Annotated in this window: 20 protein-coding genes; 4 read left to right on the top strand and 16 right to left on the bottom strand. The window is 35.3% G+C overall.

From position 1 onward, the window contains the following. The 3 genes from NLF99_RS07510 to NLF99_RS07500 form a co-directional block, all read right to left on the bottom strand. On the bottom strand, window positions 1-1200 hold the full coding sequence (locus tag NLF99_RS07510) for a restriction endonuclease subunit S (protein WP_254527484.1): 1200 nt from the start codon (window positions 1198-1200) through the stop codon (window positions 1-3). After that, complete coding sequence (locus tag NLF99_RS07505) at window positions 1172-2737, bottom strand: type I restriction-modification system subunit M (RefSeq protein ID WP_254527480.1); 1566 nt, start codon at window positions 2735-2737, stop codon at window positions 1172-1174. Before NLF99_RS07505 ends, NLF99_RS07510 begins: the two co-directional genes overlap by 29 nt. A 282-nt stretch (window positions 2738-3019) precedes the next feature. Beyond that, a complete protein-coding gene (locus NLF99_RS07500) occupies window positions 3020-3766 on the bottom strand; it encodes a metallophosphoesterase (protein WP_254527478.1) in 747 nt (248 codons plus the stop codon). 228 nt (window positions 3767-3994) lie between these two features. Here NLF99_RS07500 and NLF99_RS07495 point away from each other — a divergent pair, with 228 nt between their 5' ends. The 3 genes from NLF99_RS07495 to NLF99_RS07485 all read left to right on the top strand — a co-directional run bounded on the left by NLF99_RS07495 (window position 3995) and on the right by NLF99_RS07485 (window position 5756). Then, the gene (locus NLF99_RS07495) at window positions 3995-4483 is read left to right on the top strand and encodes a hypothetical protein (protein ID WP_254527476.1); all 489 of its coding nucleotides are present in this window, start codon (window positions 3995-3997) and stop codon (window positions 4481-4483) included. Window positions 4484-4552: 69 nt separating this feature from the next. Then, window positions 4553-5140: a hypothetical protein gene (locus NLF99_RS07490; protein WP_254527474.1), complete on the top strand. Its 588-nt coding sequence runs from the start codon at window positions 4553-4555 to the stop codon at window positions 5138-5140. Between the two features lie 79 nt (window positions 5141-5219). Beyond that, window positions 5220-5756: a hypothetical protein gene (locus NLF99_RS07485; RefSeq protein ID WP_254527472.1), complete on the top strand. Its 537-nt coding sequence runs from the start codon at window positions 5220-5222 to the stop codon at window positions 5754-5756. 56 nt (window positions 5757-5812) lie between these two features. On the opposite strand, the gene NLF99_RS07480 is transcribed toward NLF99_RS07485, so the two are convergent. From NLF99_RS07480 to mnmE, 10 genes are all read right to left on the bottom strand, one after another. Further along, the gene (locus NLF99_RS07480; protein WP_254527467.1) at window positions 5813-6202 is read right to left on the bottom strand and encodes a hypothetical protein; all 390 of its coding nucleotides are present in this window, start codon (window positions 6200-6202) and stop codon (window positions 5813-5815) included. A 32-nt stretch (window positions 6203-6234) separates the two neighbouring features. After that, on the bottom strand, window positions 6235-6444 hold the full coding sequence (locus NLF99_RS07475; RefSeq protein WP_254527465.1) for a hypothetical protein: 210 nt from the start codon (window positions 6442-6444) through the stop codon (window positions 6235-6237). A gap of 35 nt (window positions 6445-6479) precedes the next feature. After that, window positions 6480-7937, bottom strand: a complete 1458-nt coding sequence (locus tag NLF99_RS07470; RefSeq protein WP_254527463.1) for a relaxase/mobilization nuclease domain-containing protein — start codon at window positions 7935-7937, stop codon at window positions 6480-6482. Further along, a complete protein-coding gene (gene mobC / locus NLF99_RS07465; protein WP_254527461.1) occupies window positions 7921-8256 on the bottom strand; it encodes a plasmid mobilization relaxosome protein MobC in 336 nt (111 codons plus the stop codon). Before mobC ends, NLF99_RS07470 begins: the two co-directional genes overlap by 17 nt. Window positions 8257-8339: 83 nt before the next feature. Further along, a complete protein-coding gene (locus NLF99_RS07460) occupies window positions 8340-9218 on the bottom strand; it encodes a toprim domain-containing protein (protein ID WP_254527459.1) in 879 nt (292 codons plus the stop codon). A gap of 219 nt (window positions 9219-9437) precedes the next feature. After that, a complete protein-coding gene (locus tag NLF99_RS07455) occupies window positions 9438-10649 on the bottom strand; it encodes a primase-helicase family protein (RefSeq protein WP_254527457.1) in 1212 nt (403 codons plus the stop codon). A 101-nt stretch (window positions 10650-10750) separates the two neighbouring features. Beyond that, window positions 10751-11056 (bottom strand): helix-turn-helix domain-containing protein, encoded by a 306-nt coding sequence (locus NLF99_RS07450; protein ID WP_254527455.1) that lies wholly within the window; start codon window positions 11054-11056, stop codon window positions 10751-10753. A gap of 93 nt (window positions 11057-11149) precedes the next feature. Further along, the gene (locus NLF99_RS07445) at window positions 11150-11905 is read right to left on the bottom strand and encodes a hypothetical protein (protein WP_254527453.1); all 756 of its coding nucleotides are present in this window, start codon (window positions 11903-11905) and stop codon (window positions 11150-11152) included. Between the two features lie 4 nt (window positions 11906-11909). Continuing rightward, window positions 11910-13040, bottom strand: a complete 1131-nt coding sequence (locus tag NLF99_RS07440) for a site-specific integrase (RefSeq protein ID WP_254527451.1) — start codon at window positions 13038-13040, stop codon at window positions 11910-11912. A gap of 162 nt (window positions 13041-13202) precedes the next feature. After that, window positions 13203-14579, bottom strand: a complete 1377-nt coding sequence (mnmE, locus tag NLF99_RS07435) for a tRNA uridine-5-carboxymethylaminomethyl(34) synthesis GTPase MnmE (RefSeq protein WP_254527449.1) — start codon at window positions 14577-14579, stop codon at window positions 13203-13205. 418 nt (window positions 14580-14997) lie between these two features. On the opposite strand from mnmE, the gene NLF99_RS07430 reads away from it, so the two are divergent. Then, the gene (locus NLF99_RS07430) at window positions 14998-16227 is read left to right on the top strand and encodes an MFS transporter (RefSeq protein WP_254527443.1); all 1230 of its coding nucleotides are present in this window, start codon (window positions 14998-15000) and stop codon (window positions 16225-16227) included. A gap of 328 nt (window positions 16228-16555) precedes the next feature. Here NLF99_RS07430 and NLF99_RS07425 read toward each other — a convergent pair whose 3' ends face one another. From NLF99_RS07425 to NLF99_RS07415, 3 genes are all read right to left on the bottom strand, one after another. Next, the gene (locus NLF99_RS07425) at window positions 16556-16723 is read right to left on the bottom strand and encodes a hypothetical protein (RefSeq protein ID WP_254527441.1); all 168 of its coding nucleotides are present in this window, start codon (window positions 16721-16723) and stop codon (window positions 16556-16558) included. A gap of 378 nt (window positions 16724-17101) precedes the next feature. Further along, window positions 17102-17524 (bottom strand): hypothetical protein, encoded by a 423-nt coding sequence (locus tag NLF99_RS07420; RefSeq protein WP_254527439.1) that lies wholly within the window; start codon window positions 17522-17524, stop codon window positions 17102-17104. Between the two features lie 71 nt (window positions 17525-17595). Next, complete coding sequence (locus tag NLF99_RS07415) at window positions 17596-19623, bottom strand: hypothetical protein (protein WP_254527438.1); 2028 nt, start codon at window positions 19621-19623, stop codon at window positions 17596-17598. Window positions 19624-19625: the final 2 nt, after the last annotated feature.

The raw sequence follows: 19625 nt of genomic DNA, 5'->3' as shown, positions 1-19625 counted from the left end.
TTAAGCCGTTAAGGGTTCAAAAGTCAATAACTTGCCACGATAATATTCATACTGTTGTCTGCGTGCTTGTATCTCAGCTGGCAAACCTATAGAAATATCATTGACCAAAGCATCAAATTTATCTAATATACCTACTATGCGCTCTTGCTCTTCTATTGGAGGAATAGGAATTGGATATCTTTCTAACATTGGTTTTCTTAAAGATGTTACCGACGAACTAACTGAATTACCCATTATATACTTATAGAAAGTTTGTTTCATATAAAAGTATAAAAATTTAGTACTTAACAGACTATTGTTAACTAATATCCTATATGCTCTTTGGTGAAGTGCATATTTTCCTCTTACATAATGTAAAATTTTACCAACTCCAACACCATCTCCAGATGTTATAATACATTCTTTATCATCAAAATCATAACCATCAATTTTTAATACATCTTGAGACCTAACATAAAAGTCGAATTCTGCATCTAATATTGCATCAACAGTATTTCGTGAACCTGTCTTTAATAATGCTACTTCCTTCAAACTCTTCCACTCCACATCCTTACCTTCAAAAGAAAGCAGTTCATTACGGTAGTATTCGTATTGGTGCGTACGCGCCTCCAGCTCCGCCTCCAGCTCCGCCTGCAGCGCAGTAAATTTATCCAAAATAGAAACTATCTCTTCTTGAACTGGTAAGGGTGGAATGGGAACCTTCATATCTAAAATTTTTGACATATTAGGATGCTTTATTCCAGAACCTCTATAGAATGACGCAATTAGATCTATATTTTTTAAAAAAATATAATAAAGAAACTTAGTTAATAAACCTGAATTTTCATTAACAACAGCTATTCTATTATCAGAAGTAATAAATTTTCCATTGTAATATTGTACCACAGCATTACCTCCCCATGGAATGGCAATTATCTCATCTTCAATTGCATTCCCTTCAGCGAAAACTTCAGAAGTAAACAAATCAGATACATTAGTTGTTAAAATTTTGATTGTACCATTAGACACAATCATTGGTTTTAACTCATTCGCTAAATAATATTTATATTTTCTGACCTTCGGCTGTTTATAATTATCAACTGAGTTAAACTTTTTATCCCATGCAGTAACTTCCCAAACAGTCTTATATTCAACCCCATCAGGACAATATTGAGCAATTAATTCGTCTATTTTACTCATTGCACACTCCTTCCAAATCATTGACAATAGCATTTATAGAAATGCGTAATTCCTGCTGACGAGCTACAATCTCTTTGATACGTTGATTCAAGGCAACGATATCAGTAGCTTCTGTAGTATTTTCCTGTTCTACATACGAACTTACTGCAATATTATAATCGTTCTGTGCGATCTCCTCATTAGGCACTAATCTCGCGAAGTGATCCACTGTTTCACGAATGATAAACGCATTCAGAATTTTCTTTCGATTATCGTCCGACAATTTATTCTTATTACCACCACGTACAAATTCGGCAGAAGCATCGATAAATAAGGTCGCATTATCCTTTTTACTTTTCTTCAATACGATAATACAAGTCGCTATCGACGTACCAAAAAATAAATCTGCTGGTAATTGGACGACTGCATCTACATAATTATTGTCAATTAAATATTTACGAATTTTTTGTTCTGCTCCACCTCTGTACAATACCCCAGGAAACTCTACAATGGCAGCCGTACCCGAAGTAGCCAACCACGAAAGCATATGCATCGTAAACGCCAAATCGGCTTTAGACTTCGGTGCTAATACACCAGCAGGGGCAAATCGTGGATCATTAATCAATAGCGGGTTGGCATCGCCTTCCCATTTAATGGAATACGGTGGATTTGACACGATAGCATCAAAAGGCTCATCATCCCAGTGCATCGGATCCATCAAGGTATCGCCGTGGCTGATATTGAACTTCTCGAAGTTGATATCGTGCAAAAACATATTGATACGACAAAGGTTGTAGGTCGTGATATTCACTTCCTGACCATAAAAACCCTGACGTACATTATCTTTACCCAATACTTTGGCAAACTTCAACAACAAAGAACCCGAACCACAAGCTGGATCATATACTTTGTTTACTTGTGTTTTGCCTACTAACGTAATTTCAGCTAATAATTCAGAAACTTCCTGAGGCGTAAAAAACTCTCCTCCTGATTTTCCTGCATTACTCGCGTACATGGTCATCAGGTATTCGTACGCATCACCGAAAGCATCAATATTATTATCTTGATAATCGCCCAATCTTAGTCCAGCAATTGCATTTAAAATTTTGGCTAATCGTGAATTTCGTTGCTCTACCGTGCCACCCAGTTTATTGCTATTGACATCAACATCATCAAATAAGCCTTTTAGGTCATCTTCGCTATCTGTTCCATTAGCGGATGATTCGATATCTTTAAAAATACGGTGTAAATCCACGTTTAAGTTTGGATTGTTTTCCGCATTCCGTTGTACATTTTGAAATAACTCAGATGGAAGAATAAAAAATCCTTTTTCAGAAACGGTATCTTTTCGACCAAATTCGGCATCACCATCCGATAGTTTTGCAAAATCAAAATAAGTATTTCCAGTATCCCATTCTGCTTTATTGATATGTGAGGTTAGATTTTCAGATATAAAACGATAAAATAAAATGCCTAATACGTAAGATTTAAAATCCCATCCATCAACACTTCCTCTTAAATCATTGGCAATCTGCCATATTGCACGGTGTAATTGGTCTCTCTCTTGTTCTCTTGTCATCTGAAATATTTAATTTTTTGTCCTTCAAAAAGCTGAATTAAAATCATCTTTTATTTTCATAATTCTAATAATAAAAGTGATGCTAATAAATGGTCTAAATATACTCAAAAAATAGCTAGTATAATACGGTAAACCATAATAAAAGGCAATGCAGTAAAATAAAGATAACTGGCTATTGAAAAGAAAAAACCATTTTAATCGCCTTTAGATTCCACGAAATCTAAAATTGAAATCCCCCACTATCTAAGCATTGATTTTCAATGAATTTTAAATTGCTTAATTTTACACGTCAATAATCAATTCCTTTTGATAGCCATTATAGGGTTCATCAATATAACCATGAGGATTGCAAATAATTTCTGTTTTGCCAATATGATAACGTGTCGGGGTATGGATATGGCCATGAATCCAAAAGGCAGCCTGGTGCTTTAATATAAAATCTTCCATATTCGAAGCATAAGCAGCTGTTACTGGATCGTTTTTATATTGTTCCGAAACAGATTGCAAACTTGGCGCATGATGCGTAATGACAATATTTTTCGATTTCTTGGAATCTTGCAAACTTTCGTCCAGCCATTTGCGGGAGACTTGATGAATTTTATACGTATCAATAGTCCGTATTTTAGAATAAGAAGGATCTCGCTTTATCATCTTATAGTCGTTCATAACGGCTTGGCAAATGATACCATATTCCATCGGATTACCAAAAATGGAAAAGTCTGTCCATAAAGTACATCCATGAAATCGAATATCATCAATATCAAAAAAAGAATCTTCCAATACATGAATGTTAGTGTTTTTAGCCAATGTCCTTAGTTTATTTAGTATTTTGGGATAAGAGCTTTTATAATATTCGTGGTTCCCAAGCACATAAATCACAGGCTTATCTTTAATTCTTGATTGTATCCAATGCAATCCCTTTATCCCTAAGTTTATGTCGCCAGCAATCACAACAACATCAGTATTATCAAAAGACAATTCCGTAATACCAAACTCTTGATGCAAATCGCTGATTATTTGTATTTTCATATTGTAATTCGTTACACCATATCAAAATACAACATTTTAACTCATAATTTCTTTATCTTTACCCTAATAATTTATTGAACGAAACAGCGTAAGCTATCGTTATGGTTTATCAGAAATTGCGACCTTCAGATTACAACCGTTTTAGCGATAGACTTACGCCCGTGCCTCATAATGGGCGTGGGCTAAGTCTATCTGGTTGTAGGGCCGTCGCAAGCCTCTGATAAGGATATGATCTTAGTTTCACGCCTTTCTTTATTCTCATTAGAAGATTTCATTATGGTGCAAACAAGATATTACTTCAAGAACAAAAAGTCAGCGTTACAAAACTTACCTGAAGATCAAGTTGCATTAGCATTAAAGTTATACCAGCAAAGGACACCTATTGAAAAGATTAAAAATCAACTTGCTATACAAGGTGATTTAAATAAAAGGAATTTCTATAAGCTTTTACCGTACGAAAAGTCAACTGCTGATTGCTATTGTGGTAGCAAGCTATTTTACAAGATTTCACCTAATACAAATCCATTAAAAATAAAGTTTCTGTGTCTCTCTTGTGGTCACTACGAGGCACCGTGGTGCCAATGTGATGAGTGTGTAAAAACAAGAAATTTAAGACGAGAAGAAGGCATGAGGGAATTTACGATTTGTATGATGGATTATTTATTCCCTGATGAAAAACTATATGCAGATGATCCATTTGATACACCTAAAACATAGAACAATCACAAATTAATTTACATCAAACTTTATTAAAATATTTTAATATTAAAATTAACAAATACTCATATGAACATGGAGACACCTGCTACTATCCGAATTTTCCGCCTTGCTACTACTTTATTATTTATGACAAACTGTAAGCCTTCATTGACAAAGGAATCAAATGCAATAAAGCCAATAATTTCTGTACTAGATACAATTTCACATGATAATATTGTAATAATCCAAAATCAGATAAAAGAGGGTCATTCAAATTTGGAAGCTTATCAAAAGAAGGTTGAGGATATATTGGGATCTGATGATTCTGATTTCAAACTAAATGATTTCTTTTTAAAGCAAAAAGAATTAACAGCACTGTACAGCAATAATGTCGAAAGATATGACAAACACCTTACTGGAGCGCAACGTAAAGTTTTTAGAAAATCGATGTTAAGTGGGGTAAAAAGATCTTTTGAATTTGTATTAGAGCTCGATACCATTACAACTCCACAATTTTCTAACTTATCTAATGAGAGAAAATTAAAAATTGTAACAGATACGAAAACCAAGATCGCTAAAGAATTTGAGGGAATGTCTGCAGCGAATGAATACTTCAAGAAAAAAATTTACAACACTACGGAGGCGATATTGGGCACGAATGAATATCTTGACTAAGAATACACGTGCAACTCTATCTTTTTATAATATTGGCTTATATTAAGAGAAAACATTAATAATATTTATAAGAATTATCATGCAGCAGGCTATTTACCGAGGAAACCATCGAGAGTTCATCCGTGAGCTATTCTCAACTGAGTTTATAGAAATTTCGAAAAAAATCACCAACTTATTTATTGGTCAGCTACTTGAAAAGGTTGCTATTGAAAAGAATGACACATATTACGTTTACCCGACAAATCTTCTCGAAAGGCTAAGCTATGCTTGCGGCGATCACAACCCTGAGCTAGATTATGAATTGTATAAACTGTTAAATGGACTGAATATGTCCTCGCAGAAGATTCTTTCAATATTAGTAGCCGATATTATTAGCTCCGACGAAGAATCTCTGAGTTATTACTTAGAAGCTTTCAGTCAACAAAGTGAAGAAGTCCAGGGAGTCATGATCGAAGAGTATTTTGCAGAACAGCATGATTCCCTTCCTGATTACTTACGAAAAAAACTAAGTGACATGATTTATAATTTTGCAAGCGAATTTGATCTTTCAGATGGGCGTACCGATATTGAAACTTATATCGAGAAGCTTGAATACTACAAGAATTTATCCAGCTAAAACTAGCGATGTGGTACAGCTGTCTTACACTCCCAAGTTCAATAAACCCATATCTGTCAACGTCTTTTAAGAAAAGCTTGAACAACCATCTTTATCAATAAATAACCCCCATAGCCCAAAGCGATCAGAAAGCCTACCCCATAAAGGGTAGATAGCGTTTGAAAACTTGTCAATGCGATCAAACCAATAGAAAATCCTGCTATCCCTACAATGTATAGACTATTTTTCCAACCAAACCAATAGCTTAAATAACAATATGCACCAATAGCTCCAATTATTGGCATTATGTACAATGCTGGAGAATTCTTTAGGTCTTCAGGATAATTGGGGATATATAATAATTTATATAATATTATTACTATTGCAATATTAAAAGCGATTTTAAATAAGAATCCATAAAATTTCACAGATGATCTATAATCTTCCTCGTCCTCGTAGTAACTCATCGTAATTAATTGAAATTTAGCCTATTTAAAACTTACTCACTCCATAACGTTACGATATCAGTCCCCATATCAGATGGGAGAAATTTAAGTTTTGACAGCTTGCCGGTACTCAAATTTTTACCATACCATTCATCATCTTCACAATCCCTAGTTTTAAAAATCATTGGAACATTGGCTTTTTTACAGCGATCAATTATTCCTTCATGAATCTGTTCTAATAGTTTGCTTTTCTGTAGGCTCATGCTCTAAAGATACGGAAATATAAAAAATATTAATATTATAAAGATGGCTTATTTTTAACTTTCTTATCATTTCGCTGTGTATTTAGTCCATCTTTAGAATAACCAGGATTAAAAATACTGCTAATATTATTAATGAAATCAGTCGCCAATTTTCCAGTGATTTCTGCCTTTTCAGGAGAAATGTTATCTGATCTTGTTGTTCCTGAAGCTGATTTAAAATCTGGCTGCATAGTTTTTCGGATTTTGAGGTCTCCGTTTTTATTCGATTGAAGATTACGACCTGATTGTTTTTCAATGTTTCGAACCTCTCCAACACTTGCTTTTGGAATTTGATCTCCATGTCGCGCTCTTGTTGCAGCGTTTGATTTATTAATTGTCTCGCTGTCTCTAACTTGCTCATAACCTAGTTTTTTAAATATTTTGTTAGAACTAAAATTTCTGTCTATATCGCTTGATTTATAAGCTTTACCATTGTAGATTAAGCTCATGCCAGTCACTCGTCCAGTTTTGGCGACATTGAATAGGCAATTAATGCCACTTTGCTCTAAACTCCCTATAAATGAATCTATTGATTTATTTTGTGATAATGCTTGATTTACAGCTGCCTTTATAAATACAGAAGCCACACTTCCTCTGATTTTTACATATAAGCTATTGAATCCTTGCGACACCAACGCTTTATTAGTCCTTTCGTTGATGTAGTTGGCAAACTCAGGTAATTTAGAGTGATTTGTAAGTTCAAAGTGTTCCAAAACTCGGGGCAATACAAATTCTTTTTTGAGTTTAGAAGCAGGTATCACTTTCCCTTGATAGAGGAATAGTAGTCCAACTGGATTGCTATCGGTGTCTTGTCTGAAGAATATTTTTATTCCCTTTTGTTCTAATCGAATGACAAAATCATTTATATCAGCAGCTTTATCTTTCGAAACGGATACCAATAGTTCAAGCTCAGCTTTTAGAGTTGGTTTTTTAGTTCGCAGCATGTACTCGATTTCATTTTTTGTGATATTCTTATTGGTAGCATCGTAAATGCTATTGACTTTTATTAAACCATATTTATCTTCTAGACTCCGAAGAACCTCATTGCTTTTATGATAACTGTTACTATCAGAAACTGTCTTTCCATCTAGCTTAGTTCGGTGACAAAGAATATGGCAATGCGGATGATCCGTATCATTATGCCTAACAATAGCATACATATTATCTCCAAACCCCATTCCATGCATATATTCCTTCGCTATAGCCAGCATTAATTCATTAGATAATACTTCGCCTTTACCAAAATTTAAACTGGTGTGGAATGTAGTGCGTTCTAGCCCTGGATTTAATAGTTCTAAAAAAAGCAGTTCTTTTCTAACAGAATCTGTTTCCAACGAAGAAAAATTTGATTCAAGCAATTCAGCTCGCTCATCGATATCAGGGTGATTTATTTTGTTGGTATTGTATTCTAATGCACCTATAAAACTTTTTCCTATTTTAATCTTGGCTATCATGATGGATCAAATATTTAGTAAGCATCTCAACATTCATCCTGATAGATTGAATGTTTGTTAAAATCAAGTTCCCATCGATAGTTCCCGCGTTAATGCTTCGAGCAATCTGATTGATATTATTTCCAATCCTTTTAAGTTCGACAAATGAAGCTTGGTCTACTAAGGGTATATCTGCAGGTTTAATCTTTGCTGTAAGCACGGCCATTCGTACCAAGTCTGACATATTCATTCCGGCAAATCTACAGAGACGTTCTATTTCAAAAAGCTCAGCTTCAGAAACTCGGAAAGTAATTTTTATAGTTCTATTTTGTTTACTCATAATAATGCGAACACAGTGAGAATTTTGGAATGAGCAAGCGTGGTTTGTCCGACAACCACATAGCTTGCTCTTTTAATCTATACCTAAAAAATAGTTTTCTTTTCACTCGATAAGAAATCATTTAAATCTTTGTAATCCTTAAAGCGATATCTCATATCCGAAAATTTAGCTCCTATACTTTTTGAAATTTGCCGCAGTTTATTGGTAGCCGTATCTCCTGCTTTATCATTATCAAGACAGCCTATAATATGCTGTTTAGAAATCAGAAGCTCGCCCGTCATTTTGATATTATTAACTGAATTTAAAATACAATAGCCCAGCTTATATTCCTGATCAGGAAACAATATTAGAAAACTTAAAAAATCTATAATTCCTTCAAAACAAACAATAGCGTTTGTATTTGGGTTATCAAAAACTGTTACTCCCTGCTTAGTTGCACATTTGAATCCGCTTGCAAATAAGTTATGCCCATTAAGCTGATTTTTTGCACCAAGATTCCAATATATCTTATCATGAATCTTATATTGGTAAGCCTTTAAATACCTTGATGCTACTTCTAGATCAATTTTTCGATTACACTGTAGGTATTTACATAGCCCCGGATGATTCAAGATAGATTCGCTTTTGATTATTTTAAGGGAAGAGGAATTGTGTAATTTCACCTGTAACGAATTTGTTGGGTGGTGAAAAGAAAAATTGCCATTAGAGAATTTATCTATAATATCTTTTACAGTTAAACTCGGAAATAGTAGCAAAATTAGATCGATTAGGGTACCACCGAGATTATCTGCAGAATAATCGACCCATAGGTTGTTAGAAGACACTTTTAAACTTCCGGTATTCTGCTCCGGATTTATTAAAGATTTATACATCCAATATCCATGATATTTTCGTTCTGGGTAGATACCGTTTGTTGCCAAAAAACTGGTTATTGGCTGTTTGTTTATTTCTTGGGGTAACATAATGACATTTTTTTTGATGATTTGATGATAATACGATGTAATTGTCTTATAATAAAAAACATACAACATCATCAATTGATCATCAAAGCATCATTTTTTGATGATTTTTGATGATCTCAATTTGCTTTATAATAGCAACATTGATGATTGATGATAGTTTGATGACAACTTGATGATTAAATATCATATTGATAATTAAATAATTATAAAATTAAATCATCAAATCATCAAGATTTGATCAATGTCAGACCTTTTTATAGTATAGAACCGACCTTTTAATTGTGACTCATATAAGATACCGCTATGATCATACTTATATGTCGTGTAATTAAACGTGTTATCTGAAGCCGGTATATTCCAAACGTCTATGATCTTTTTCGCTTCTGCTCTGGTTACTTTTATATTATTGCTTCTCAATAATTCGATGGCATCTTTGTTCGTGAAGTTAAAGACCTCTATACCATAGCTGTCCATTATTTCCGACATTATTCCCAAGAGCTCTGTCTCAACTTTATTTCGGAACCTCTTTTTTATTTTTAACAATGAATCAGTAATCAACTGTTCTGGCGTAAACCACATTCTACTTTTCTTTTCACTAGCTATCTCACGTTCATTTAAGTAGTACATTAATGCTGGTACTTCAGTCTTCATTTTTTCAAAGAGAAACGGGTCCGTTGTTTTTAGCGCAGGAACCTTACGAATCCAATATCTGGTCTCTAAGGGATCTATAGTGATAAAATCCTCCTCATTATTCGAACAAAGTATGAACTTTCCAAAAAATTCAACTTCACTTCGGTCGATGCCCTTAGATTCCATCTTATATGCACGTGCGGTAGATAAATTTTTTATTTTTTCTGAATCTTCTCGACGATCAAGCAAGACTTCGTCAACTGCTATAACAAGTTTATTTATCCAGGAATCGTTGAAGTTCGATCTGAAATCTTCATTATTATTATAAGTCATATTGGCTCCAAAAATTTCTTTTAAGAGAGCCAAAAAGGTCGACTTTCCGGTTCCCCTCTCGGTACTAACTAAGCACAGGACGGGTAATCTTTCAGTTGGCCGTCTGTAGAGGATTGTTAGGTAATCTAAAGCAACGGTGATTTGGTCGCGGAATATGTGTTCTAAAAAGTACAGTATATTTTCAAAGTCACCCTTTTTGGGTTTGACCAGTAACGGTTCATACTGATTATAGAACCCTTTGTAAGACCGTTTATAATCCATGTGTGATGGAATATTACAAAAACCATCATACTTTGGTATTTGATCAAACACTTCGGACCATTTGCGTCCATAATCTTGTTTAATTACATCAAGTGACCATGGAGCTAAAGTTTCTACAAAGTCTCCAGATAAAAGTGGCTTTTTAATTTTTTTATAATAAGCAGTCCTGACCCTTATGTAAGGGTATGTAGTATTTTCATTCATCATATGGAATTGATTTATTGAGCAGGATACGCTATCTTTGACTGTCAGGTCTATAATCGGCATCAGCCCGTAAGAAATTTAAAAGAAGAGATAGGTAGCAATGCTTATCCCTTCTTTTTTGAAGTTGTTTTTGCGGTATAATTAAAGGCTTGAATTTGTGATTCGTTTGTAGACTTATATCGATTACCCATCAACCAGGAATCAATAGCTTTACGACTAAAAAACAATTTTGAACCACCAGCTTCCGATTTGGAATAAGGAATTTTGGATTCGTGTACGAGCTTATAGATATATGCAGGCTTATACCCTGTATAAAAAGCTAAGTCTTCAACATTTAAAATGTCCTTAAAACCGATTAGATATTTTTCTAATCGGTCTAATTTTTCTAAGATTAATTCGTTTTTCTCCATCTTGTACTTTGATTGTTAAGTCAAGCAAAGAAAGATGGAATAGTAATAAAATCCGGCCGTAAGTTAAGTTCTTAACCAAATTAACCAATATTCTTAACCGTATTTAGGTGCAGATAAAAATATCGACTCAATTATGCTTTGTTCACGCGCATATTGATTCTTTTTTTTAATGATCATTTTCTTTTTTGCCCTAGAAACTGATGATTGAAGAGCAGGAAGATTGATGTCACCTTTAAAATCTGTAAATATTCTTAAAAAATAATCCCAAGGAAATTGTGAAATTCTAGGTAACATCCTCTCGTACACAACATTGATCTGAAGATAATCCATCTGAAGAGAGAAGAGAGGCTTTTCTGGTAAAACTCCTTTTAATAGTATTTCTGTAAATTGCTTTTCCATAATCAATTGAACATTTACATCTTCAAAAATTAAATATCCATTTGAAACCAAACTTCTGTATATAGCAATAGCTTCTTCATATTGGTAATTAGATTTAAAATCAGAATAGGATTTGTTCAGCCTTTTCTTAACAGCGGGTACAAATCTCGTTTCAAATATATCATACCAAGTCAACTGAAATATTACACCAAAAAACAAAATAGCTATGAAAAAGAAAAACTGTAAATATAAATCAGAATTTTTCAATTGAAAAAAAGCTATTAAAGATAAGCCAACGGTGACTATATGAAAAAACAATCTGGGTTTTTCGACTTTCGATTTAAATTTATTTAATGGCTCATCAAACATAAATTTAACAAATAAAATACCCCAATGCCACCAAGCTCTAAAAATTTGATAAGTCAAAATAGCAGCTGCAGTGTAATATATTACATCTAGTAATGTTTTCATATTTTTAAAAATTAAGTTCTGGAATTATGTAAGCAGATTCACGCATCTTAGCATCCGCTATCTTTGCATAAATGGCGGTTGTTTTTATAACTTTATGACCTAACCGTTTTTGAACAGTGTACAAATCAGCACCATTCTCCAATAGCAACACCGCATTTGTATGGCGTCCAGAATGAAATGTTATATGACGCATAATTCCAGCGTTTAACACCCATTTGGCTAATTCATTATTGTAAGTCATGCCATACCTTAATCCCTTAAAAACACGTTCATTAGGGCTCCCTCTTTCTCCTAGAAGATCTACTGTCTGTTTAGATACGTAAAGGTATTCTACACCATCAGTTTTCTGTTGTCTGAAATTTATACGATATACACCATTACCTTCATCACGTACCTCAGACCAGATTAGCTTATTGCAATCGGACCATCGAAGTCCTGAAAGGCATGAAAATAGGAATGCGTTCTTTAGAACAGGGTATTTGCAGTCAGTAATAATTAGTTTTTGGAGTTCTTCAAAGGTTAAATATTCTCTTTGAGACTCCCCTTGCTCAAAGCTCTTTAGTTTTTGGGCAAGATTTACGGTTAAGTAACCGTCATTAAAAGCGCTTTTCAAGCACGCTTTAAATTTATTGAAATAGGTGTACTTTGAATTTGTAGAAAGAGGTAGATTACTTTTGGTTCGGGCATCACGATCAAAATAATTTCGAATCATTTTGCAAAAATCTTCCGTTACCTCATCAAAAATTAAATTAGGACTTATGATCTTAACCAAGTGAGATTGTACGGAAGTCCATACACCATAATTCTTATTCGAATTAATATGATCATTAGCTTTCTCCTTAAAATAATCTAAGAAAGGTCTCTTTGCCTTAATATTATTTTTAAGACCATATTTGCCCTGGGCATAATCTGCTTTACGTATAGCTAGTATACTCTCAGCGAGCTCAAGATTCTCTTTGTTATTTTTCTTTTCACTAGCTAGTTTAGGCTTTTCAAATTGGTATAGCTTAAGGTACTCAAAATCTCTAAGATGTGTGCGTTTTCCATTATCACCCACTGCCATGCCTTTATAAAATTCTATATAAAGACTAATCATTCCGCTCTTCAGCTTTTTCTCTTTTAGTGTTATTTTCATTAGACTATATTGAAGGTGTACATTGCTACACCTTCAATATAGTCGAGGTGTAGCAAATAGACAACGAATATAGTAATAAAGTAATCTAAAGAAAAGTGAAGCGTCTCATAAAACACTGACAGTCAAATAAAAGAACGCAAAGTAAACTAAAGAAAAACAGATTTATTTACCGATACAAAACTTACTAAAAATATTCTCCAGCAAATCATCTGTAGTCACCGTTCCAGTTATTTCCCCAAGATGGTGCAGCGCCTGCCTGATATCCATAGCAAGAAAATCCGAAGTAATCGGGTTCTCAACTCCATACAACACCTTCTCCAGCGCTTCCTGCGTATGCTGCAAAGCTTCCACATGCCTGATATTCGTCACCATGACATCATCCGTATTGATATTAGAAAGATTAACCTGGTTCAGGAGTTCATCCTTCAGTTCATCGATTCCGATTTGATGCTTGGCCGAAATATATAGCGGATTCAGTACCTCATAATCCTTTTTCTGGTCTTCCGAGAGAAGATCAGACTTATTGATAATGGTCACAAATGGAATATTCAAACCTTTGACTTCATCGATCTGCTCCTGTACGGCAGAGATCTGGTCTTGGGTAGGGTCGAAGAGGTAGATGATCAGTCGGGCCTGCTTCATTTTCTCACGGGTCCTTTCCACGCCGATGGCTTCCACCACATCTTCCGTATGACGGATTCCGGCGGTATCGATAAAGCGGAAAGTCACGCCATGAATATTGATCTCATCTTCGATGGTATCACGTGTTGTACCGGCGATATCGGAAACAATGGCTCTTTCCTCGTTCAACAAGGCATTCAATAGGGTAGACTTGCCCACATTCGGTTTTCCGGCAATCACCACTGGAACACCGTTCTTCAGCACATTCCCCTGTTCGAAGGATCGGATCAATTTGGCAATGACCGAGTGGATCTGCTGGATCAAGGCTTTCAGCTGGTCACGATTGGCAAATTCCACATCTTCCTCCGCGAAATCAAGTTCCAATTCGATCAGGGAGGCGAAATGTACCAGGTCCTCACGTAATTGCTTCAGCTGATTGGAGAATCCACCGCGCATCTGCTGCATGGCGATCTGATGGGATGCTGCAGAATTGGAAGCAATCAGGTCTGCAACCGCTTCTGCTTGGGAAAGGTCCATTCCACCATTCAGGAAAGCCCTTAAGGTAAATTCACCGGCACGCGCTGCTCTAGCACCTATCTTGATCAGCAGGGTGATGATGCGTTCGATGATATAGGCCGAATTATGGGTCGATATTTCAATGGTATCCTCCTTGGTATAGGAGTTAGGCCCCACAAAGAGGGTCACCAAAACCTCATCGATAATATGTTCGCCATCGCGGATGGTTCCGAAATGCACGGTATGCGAAGCTTGCTTCGTCAAATCCTTACCTTTGAAAACCTCATTGACCAAGTTAATGGCCTTGGAGCCCGATAGACGGATCACTGCAATTGCGCCATTGGCCCCTGGAGAGGTCGCCAAAGCGATAATAGTATCTTGTGAAATTAACCCTGTAGACATATCGCAAAGATAAGAATAGTCGGGAGTATTTGGAATGGAGCTTATGGATCCTGAGAGGAAACATAATTAAAAGTTTTAGAGATCCTAAGTCTGCAATTGGTTTTTACATTGTTCTGAAATCAAAAAACGGATTGTTAGTTCTATCGGGATTCAGCTTGGTCTCATTCGAGACATATTTCGAAATTTTCGAATATGTCTCGAATAAGGGTAAAGCAAGACTCGAAGAGTATTCAGAAGCAGCATCCAACCCAAAATTCAAGATTTTTGCCCAGTCTTATTTATTAAAAATTTGAGGGAATATTGAAGGACGGGAAATAGATTGTCAAAATTTCAATACGGAAATGCAAGTGCTCGATGCAATCCCTACCTTTGCTCGGCTTAGAAGATTATTACACATATTTAGCCGAGCATTTTTTATATGGAAGAATCCACTAAAGCACCGCTTTCTGCGTACCAGAAATTGGTGATTTTCATACTAGCTTTTACCCAATTTACCGTTGTCCTGGATTTTATGATCATGTCTCCAATGGGGGATATGCTGATGAAAGCAATCGACCTAAAGCCTTCTGAATTTGGTGTGGCCGTTTCTGCCTACGCCTTCAGTGCCGGGATTTCAGGACTCCTGACTGCAGGATTTGCCGATCGTTTCGATCGTAAGAAGCTGCTGCTCTTTTTCTATACCGGATTTATCATCGGAACTTTTCTCTGCGGTTTTTCCACCAGTTATCCCATGTTGGTGGCTGCTCGGATAGTGACGGGTCTGTTCGGTGGAGTGATCGGTTCCATTTCCATGGCGATTATCACCGATGTATTCACCTTGGACCAGCGTGGTCGGGTGATGGGGTTTGTGCAGATGGGTTTCGGTGCCAGCCAGGTCTTGGGGATTCCAATCGGACTCTATATCGGTAATGCCTGGGGTTGGCAAAGTGCTTTCCTGATGATTGCCATCGTAGCGGTCCTGATTGCCGTATTGATCTTCCTGAAATTAAAACCTATTACCGAACATATCGGCCTGCAGAAGAAACAATCTGCCCTGCAGCACCTATGGGGGACCTTTACCCGCAAGGAATATAGGATCGGCTTTATGGCGACCGCATTACTTTCCGTTGGAGGATTTATGATGATGCCATTCAGCAGTGTTTTCGCCGTGAACAACCTACATGTTACCCACGAACAACTGCCACAGCTGTTTATGATCTCCGGAATTGCCTCTCTTTTGATTATGCCAATGGTCGGTATGCTCAGCGACCGATTTGACAAATACAAGATCTTTGCCATCGCTACCACCTGGATGATGATCATGGTCTTGATCTATACCTCTTTAGGTCCGACAGCCTTCCCGATCGTAGTCGTATTGAACATCTTGATGATGATGGGGATCTTAAGCCGCGTAACGCCTTCTTCAGCCTTGGTGTCCGCAGTGCCTGAAAAAGAAGACCGTGGCGCCTTTATGAGCGTCAGCGCATCCCTGCAACAGATGTCGGGTGGGATAGGAGCCATTATCGCCGGCCTGATCATCGTCCAACAAACCAACGAAAGCCCAATCGAACATTATACCACGTTAGGTTATATCGTCGTCGTGATCAGTATTATTACGCTGCTGATGATGTATGGGGTGAGTAGGTATGTTAAGGGGAAGAGTAGTTAGTAGATAGTATTTAGTAGTTAGACGGTTGAACCAGGATGAAAAGGATGGGAGGATGGGCCAAGATCTGGGAATGAACCAGGATTAATGGGATGGGAGGATAGGCCAAGATCAATTTGTCGCTGGAAAGTCCCCGATACTGTAGGGGCGAATGGCATTCGCCCGCCACATACAAACTTGAAATAATTTCTCCCTTTAGGGTGAAAAAAACCTTCATCCATACCTTTAACTTTACAAAAAAATGGTTTCCTCATCTTACGATAGCGGAATGACAACCATCTCCAATTATTAAAATAAACAATAGATTCTTCGTTTTACTCTGAATCCCTCTTTAGCGCATTTTGATTCTGAACGAACAGTGAAGAATCTGTACGGTTCCCCTCCCAACAGGTCCTGTCATGCTGTACCGAAGGTACAGGAACTGTACGCCAATATAAATTAATTGTAGATAGAAGAACCGTGCAGCCAATGCAATGGTGTTTTCATTTGAATTTTGCATAGTTTCGAGATTCTTCGTTCCTCAGAATGACCCCGAAAAGGGACTAAATTTGAAGAAAAATATTTCACCCACGCAATAAGTTTCTCAATACAAAAATTCATTTCTCTTCCCAATGAAACCCTTCTGCAGTTGGTGGGTGGGGCTGAACCCATTATCGCCGGTCTGGTTTCGTCCAACTAACCAGCAAAAGCCCGATCATCCACTATACCTCCCTTAAGTACATCGTAATCGTGATCAGTATTATTACGTGGTAAGGATATATGGGCTGAGTAATTATGTTTGGAAAAAGATTAAGTAGTTATTATTCAGTATTTAGAAAGCTTGAACCATTTAGCGATGCTGGTAATTCCTGGAGTTCTATATTATTGTATATATTGTTTATTTAAAAAATGGAGTTTTGACACTTGGTTGATAAAAATTAAAAAATTCAACAACAATTGGACTGGCCGCCATTAGCATGATAATCAAAATTGCAGAAAAAATAATTTGAAGAACAATAGAAGAATTGGTTTCTTTTAATTGACTCTTCAGTAGTTTAAAAACCAATAGACTAATTAAATAACTTACTAATATTGAGATAAGTGTAATACCTGCATAGGTTAGTAAAATTCTGAAAAGTTTATTGCCATATAGCTCCTCCGATTGCATTGAAATTAAATTTAATGTTGAAGAAACAGTAGGGAATAAGTCTTTAAATATTAAACCTGTTGCAAGAAAAGAAATTCCAATTAAGAGGTTATTGTTATTTTTTTTGTCGTCACTTTCAACAGACGTAACAGGGAACCTTCCTAAATTGACCATTAATATTAGTGTTATTATTATGGTGACTAACGAAAAAATAAAATAAATAAAAAAGTAATTAGGGTTCATAACTATTTAGATTTTAAAGATATATACCAATTATTCATATTTGCGATTTCATTCGAAATGTATGCTGGAGGGCTTGATCTTACTGTTGTTTCAACTAAAGCAAATTTTTGATTTTCAAACAAATAATAGTTTCTGCCATTATAAGGTAAATTAATAGCAATTAAAGAATGACCATAGATTTCACTAGACAAAACAATTAAATCATAGCCGTAATTGGAGAGTATGGTGTAAATTAATAAAGTTCGGGAATCACAATCTGCATTTGATGTAACCAGCACTTCCATCGGTGTCATCAATCCAAAAGGCTCATTCGGTACACATACCGCATTTCCTTTGCTTAAATAAGACTGAATGAAATTATCTGAATATAGCTGTGGATTACATTCTTCAGGAAGAATTAAAGAATAATTGTAATCTTGAACAAAAGAAATTACCATGTCTGCAAATTGAATTTTATTCAGCTTTTTATCTACTGCAATGCTATCAAACATATTGTATAATCCAACTAATTTTTCTTTGTCAAATTCTTTTAATTTATGAATAACAAAATTGTAGTTATTCGCATTGGGAGAATGGGAAAGATTTCTTTTTAATGATCTAGATGCATTGTACTGTGATTTATATGCGAAATATTTTCCTGAATAATTATTCCCCTTATAATCTTTCCAATTTTTAGAGAATCTAAAAATTGTATCTTGACCACTATCTGTGATTATTTTTTCCAATTTTGGCTTTGGTAAATCTTTAATTGTATTGTCTGAAACTAGGATTTTTGGAATATTAACTATAGGTTGGAAACTTTGGGTAATTAGAGTTATTAGGAGCCATATGAGACCTCCAGCATAAAAAACTCCAATCAGTATAGCAAACCCTTTAAATATTATTTCCCAAAACTTTATTGGAATAATAACAAAGAGGATAATGAAACAGATTATTGGAAAAATAAATGACAACCCTGGAATAACTAAAAAAATCATTCCTAGAAAGATTAATGGAATAATCCAACTAATACCCAATTCTGATTTTTTATTTTCCCTAGATATGCTTTTTTTGGATGGAAAATTATTACTGTCGTGCTTTGGGTTCTTCAGACTGGAAGAGCTTGGTTGTTGAATTGCCGGATTCGGATTATTTCCATTATTTAATTTTATATTTTCTAATTCATCGTTTTCGTTATCAGTGTTTTCATTTTTAGAATTTATAGGCTTAGCATTATCAAATCTAAAATTCGCTTCAGGAAAGTAATTTGTTTTTATGGATGGAATAAATATTGGTCCTTTTTGATTTTCAGGAATTTCATTTTCTACTGAGCCAGGATTTGGAATTGCATTAGGAATTTTATCTTGAGAATATGGTTTTTGAGAATATTCCCTAACTACTTTTTTGTCTTTAATTATTTCTGATATATAGGCATTTACATCGCAATTTATTGTACCAAATATTTCTTTGTTTTCGATTTGGTGCATTTTTCGTAAATAAACTACATTATAAAAGTTGATGTTTTGTAGTTCTACTAGATGTTTCTCTCCTGTTTCCTGTGAAATTAATAAGTATTTTGTTGGAAGTTGTGTATTATCAAATGTGAATTTATCAGCATTAATTTGAAAGTCACCTTCTTGGTGAAGATGTAAACCGTTACATGTTTTTTTTTCTGAATTAATACATGTACAATCTAGTGCTGGGTTTAAATAAATTTCTGCTTCATAAATATTAACCTGATAAATGGGGAGGTCCAGTCGATTAGGTAAATATTCACCATTATACTTACCCATCATCTTTCCAAAAATATAAGTTTTTCTTTCCCAGAAATAAGGCACCTCGATTTCTCTATAATAAAGACCGAGTTCTTCGTCATATTCGTTGTATTGACGTTCCGCTCTTTGGTAAATAGTCTCAATTTTCTGTTTGTTTTCTGGAGAACTTTTTTCTCGCCCTTTGTTGTCAATTGAAACAGGTGATGATTTTTTTTTGGATCTTCCAAACAGAAACCAAAGAAGGAAAATAATGACAGAGATTATTAACAGATTCATAA

The sequence above is a fragment of the Sphingobacterium sp. LZ11T8 genome, assembly GCF_024261425.1.
Taxonomy (GTDB): domain Bacteria; phylum Bacteroidota; class Bacteroidia; order Sphingobacteriales; family Sphingobacteriaceae; genus Sphingobacterium.
This window is presented reverse-complemented; position numbering and strand designations above follow the sequence as displayed.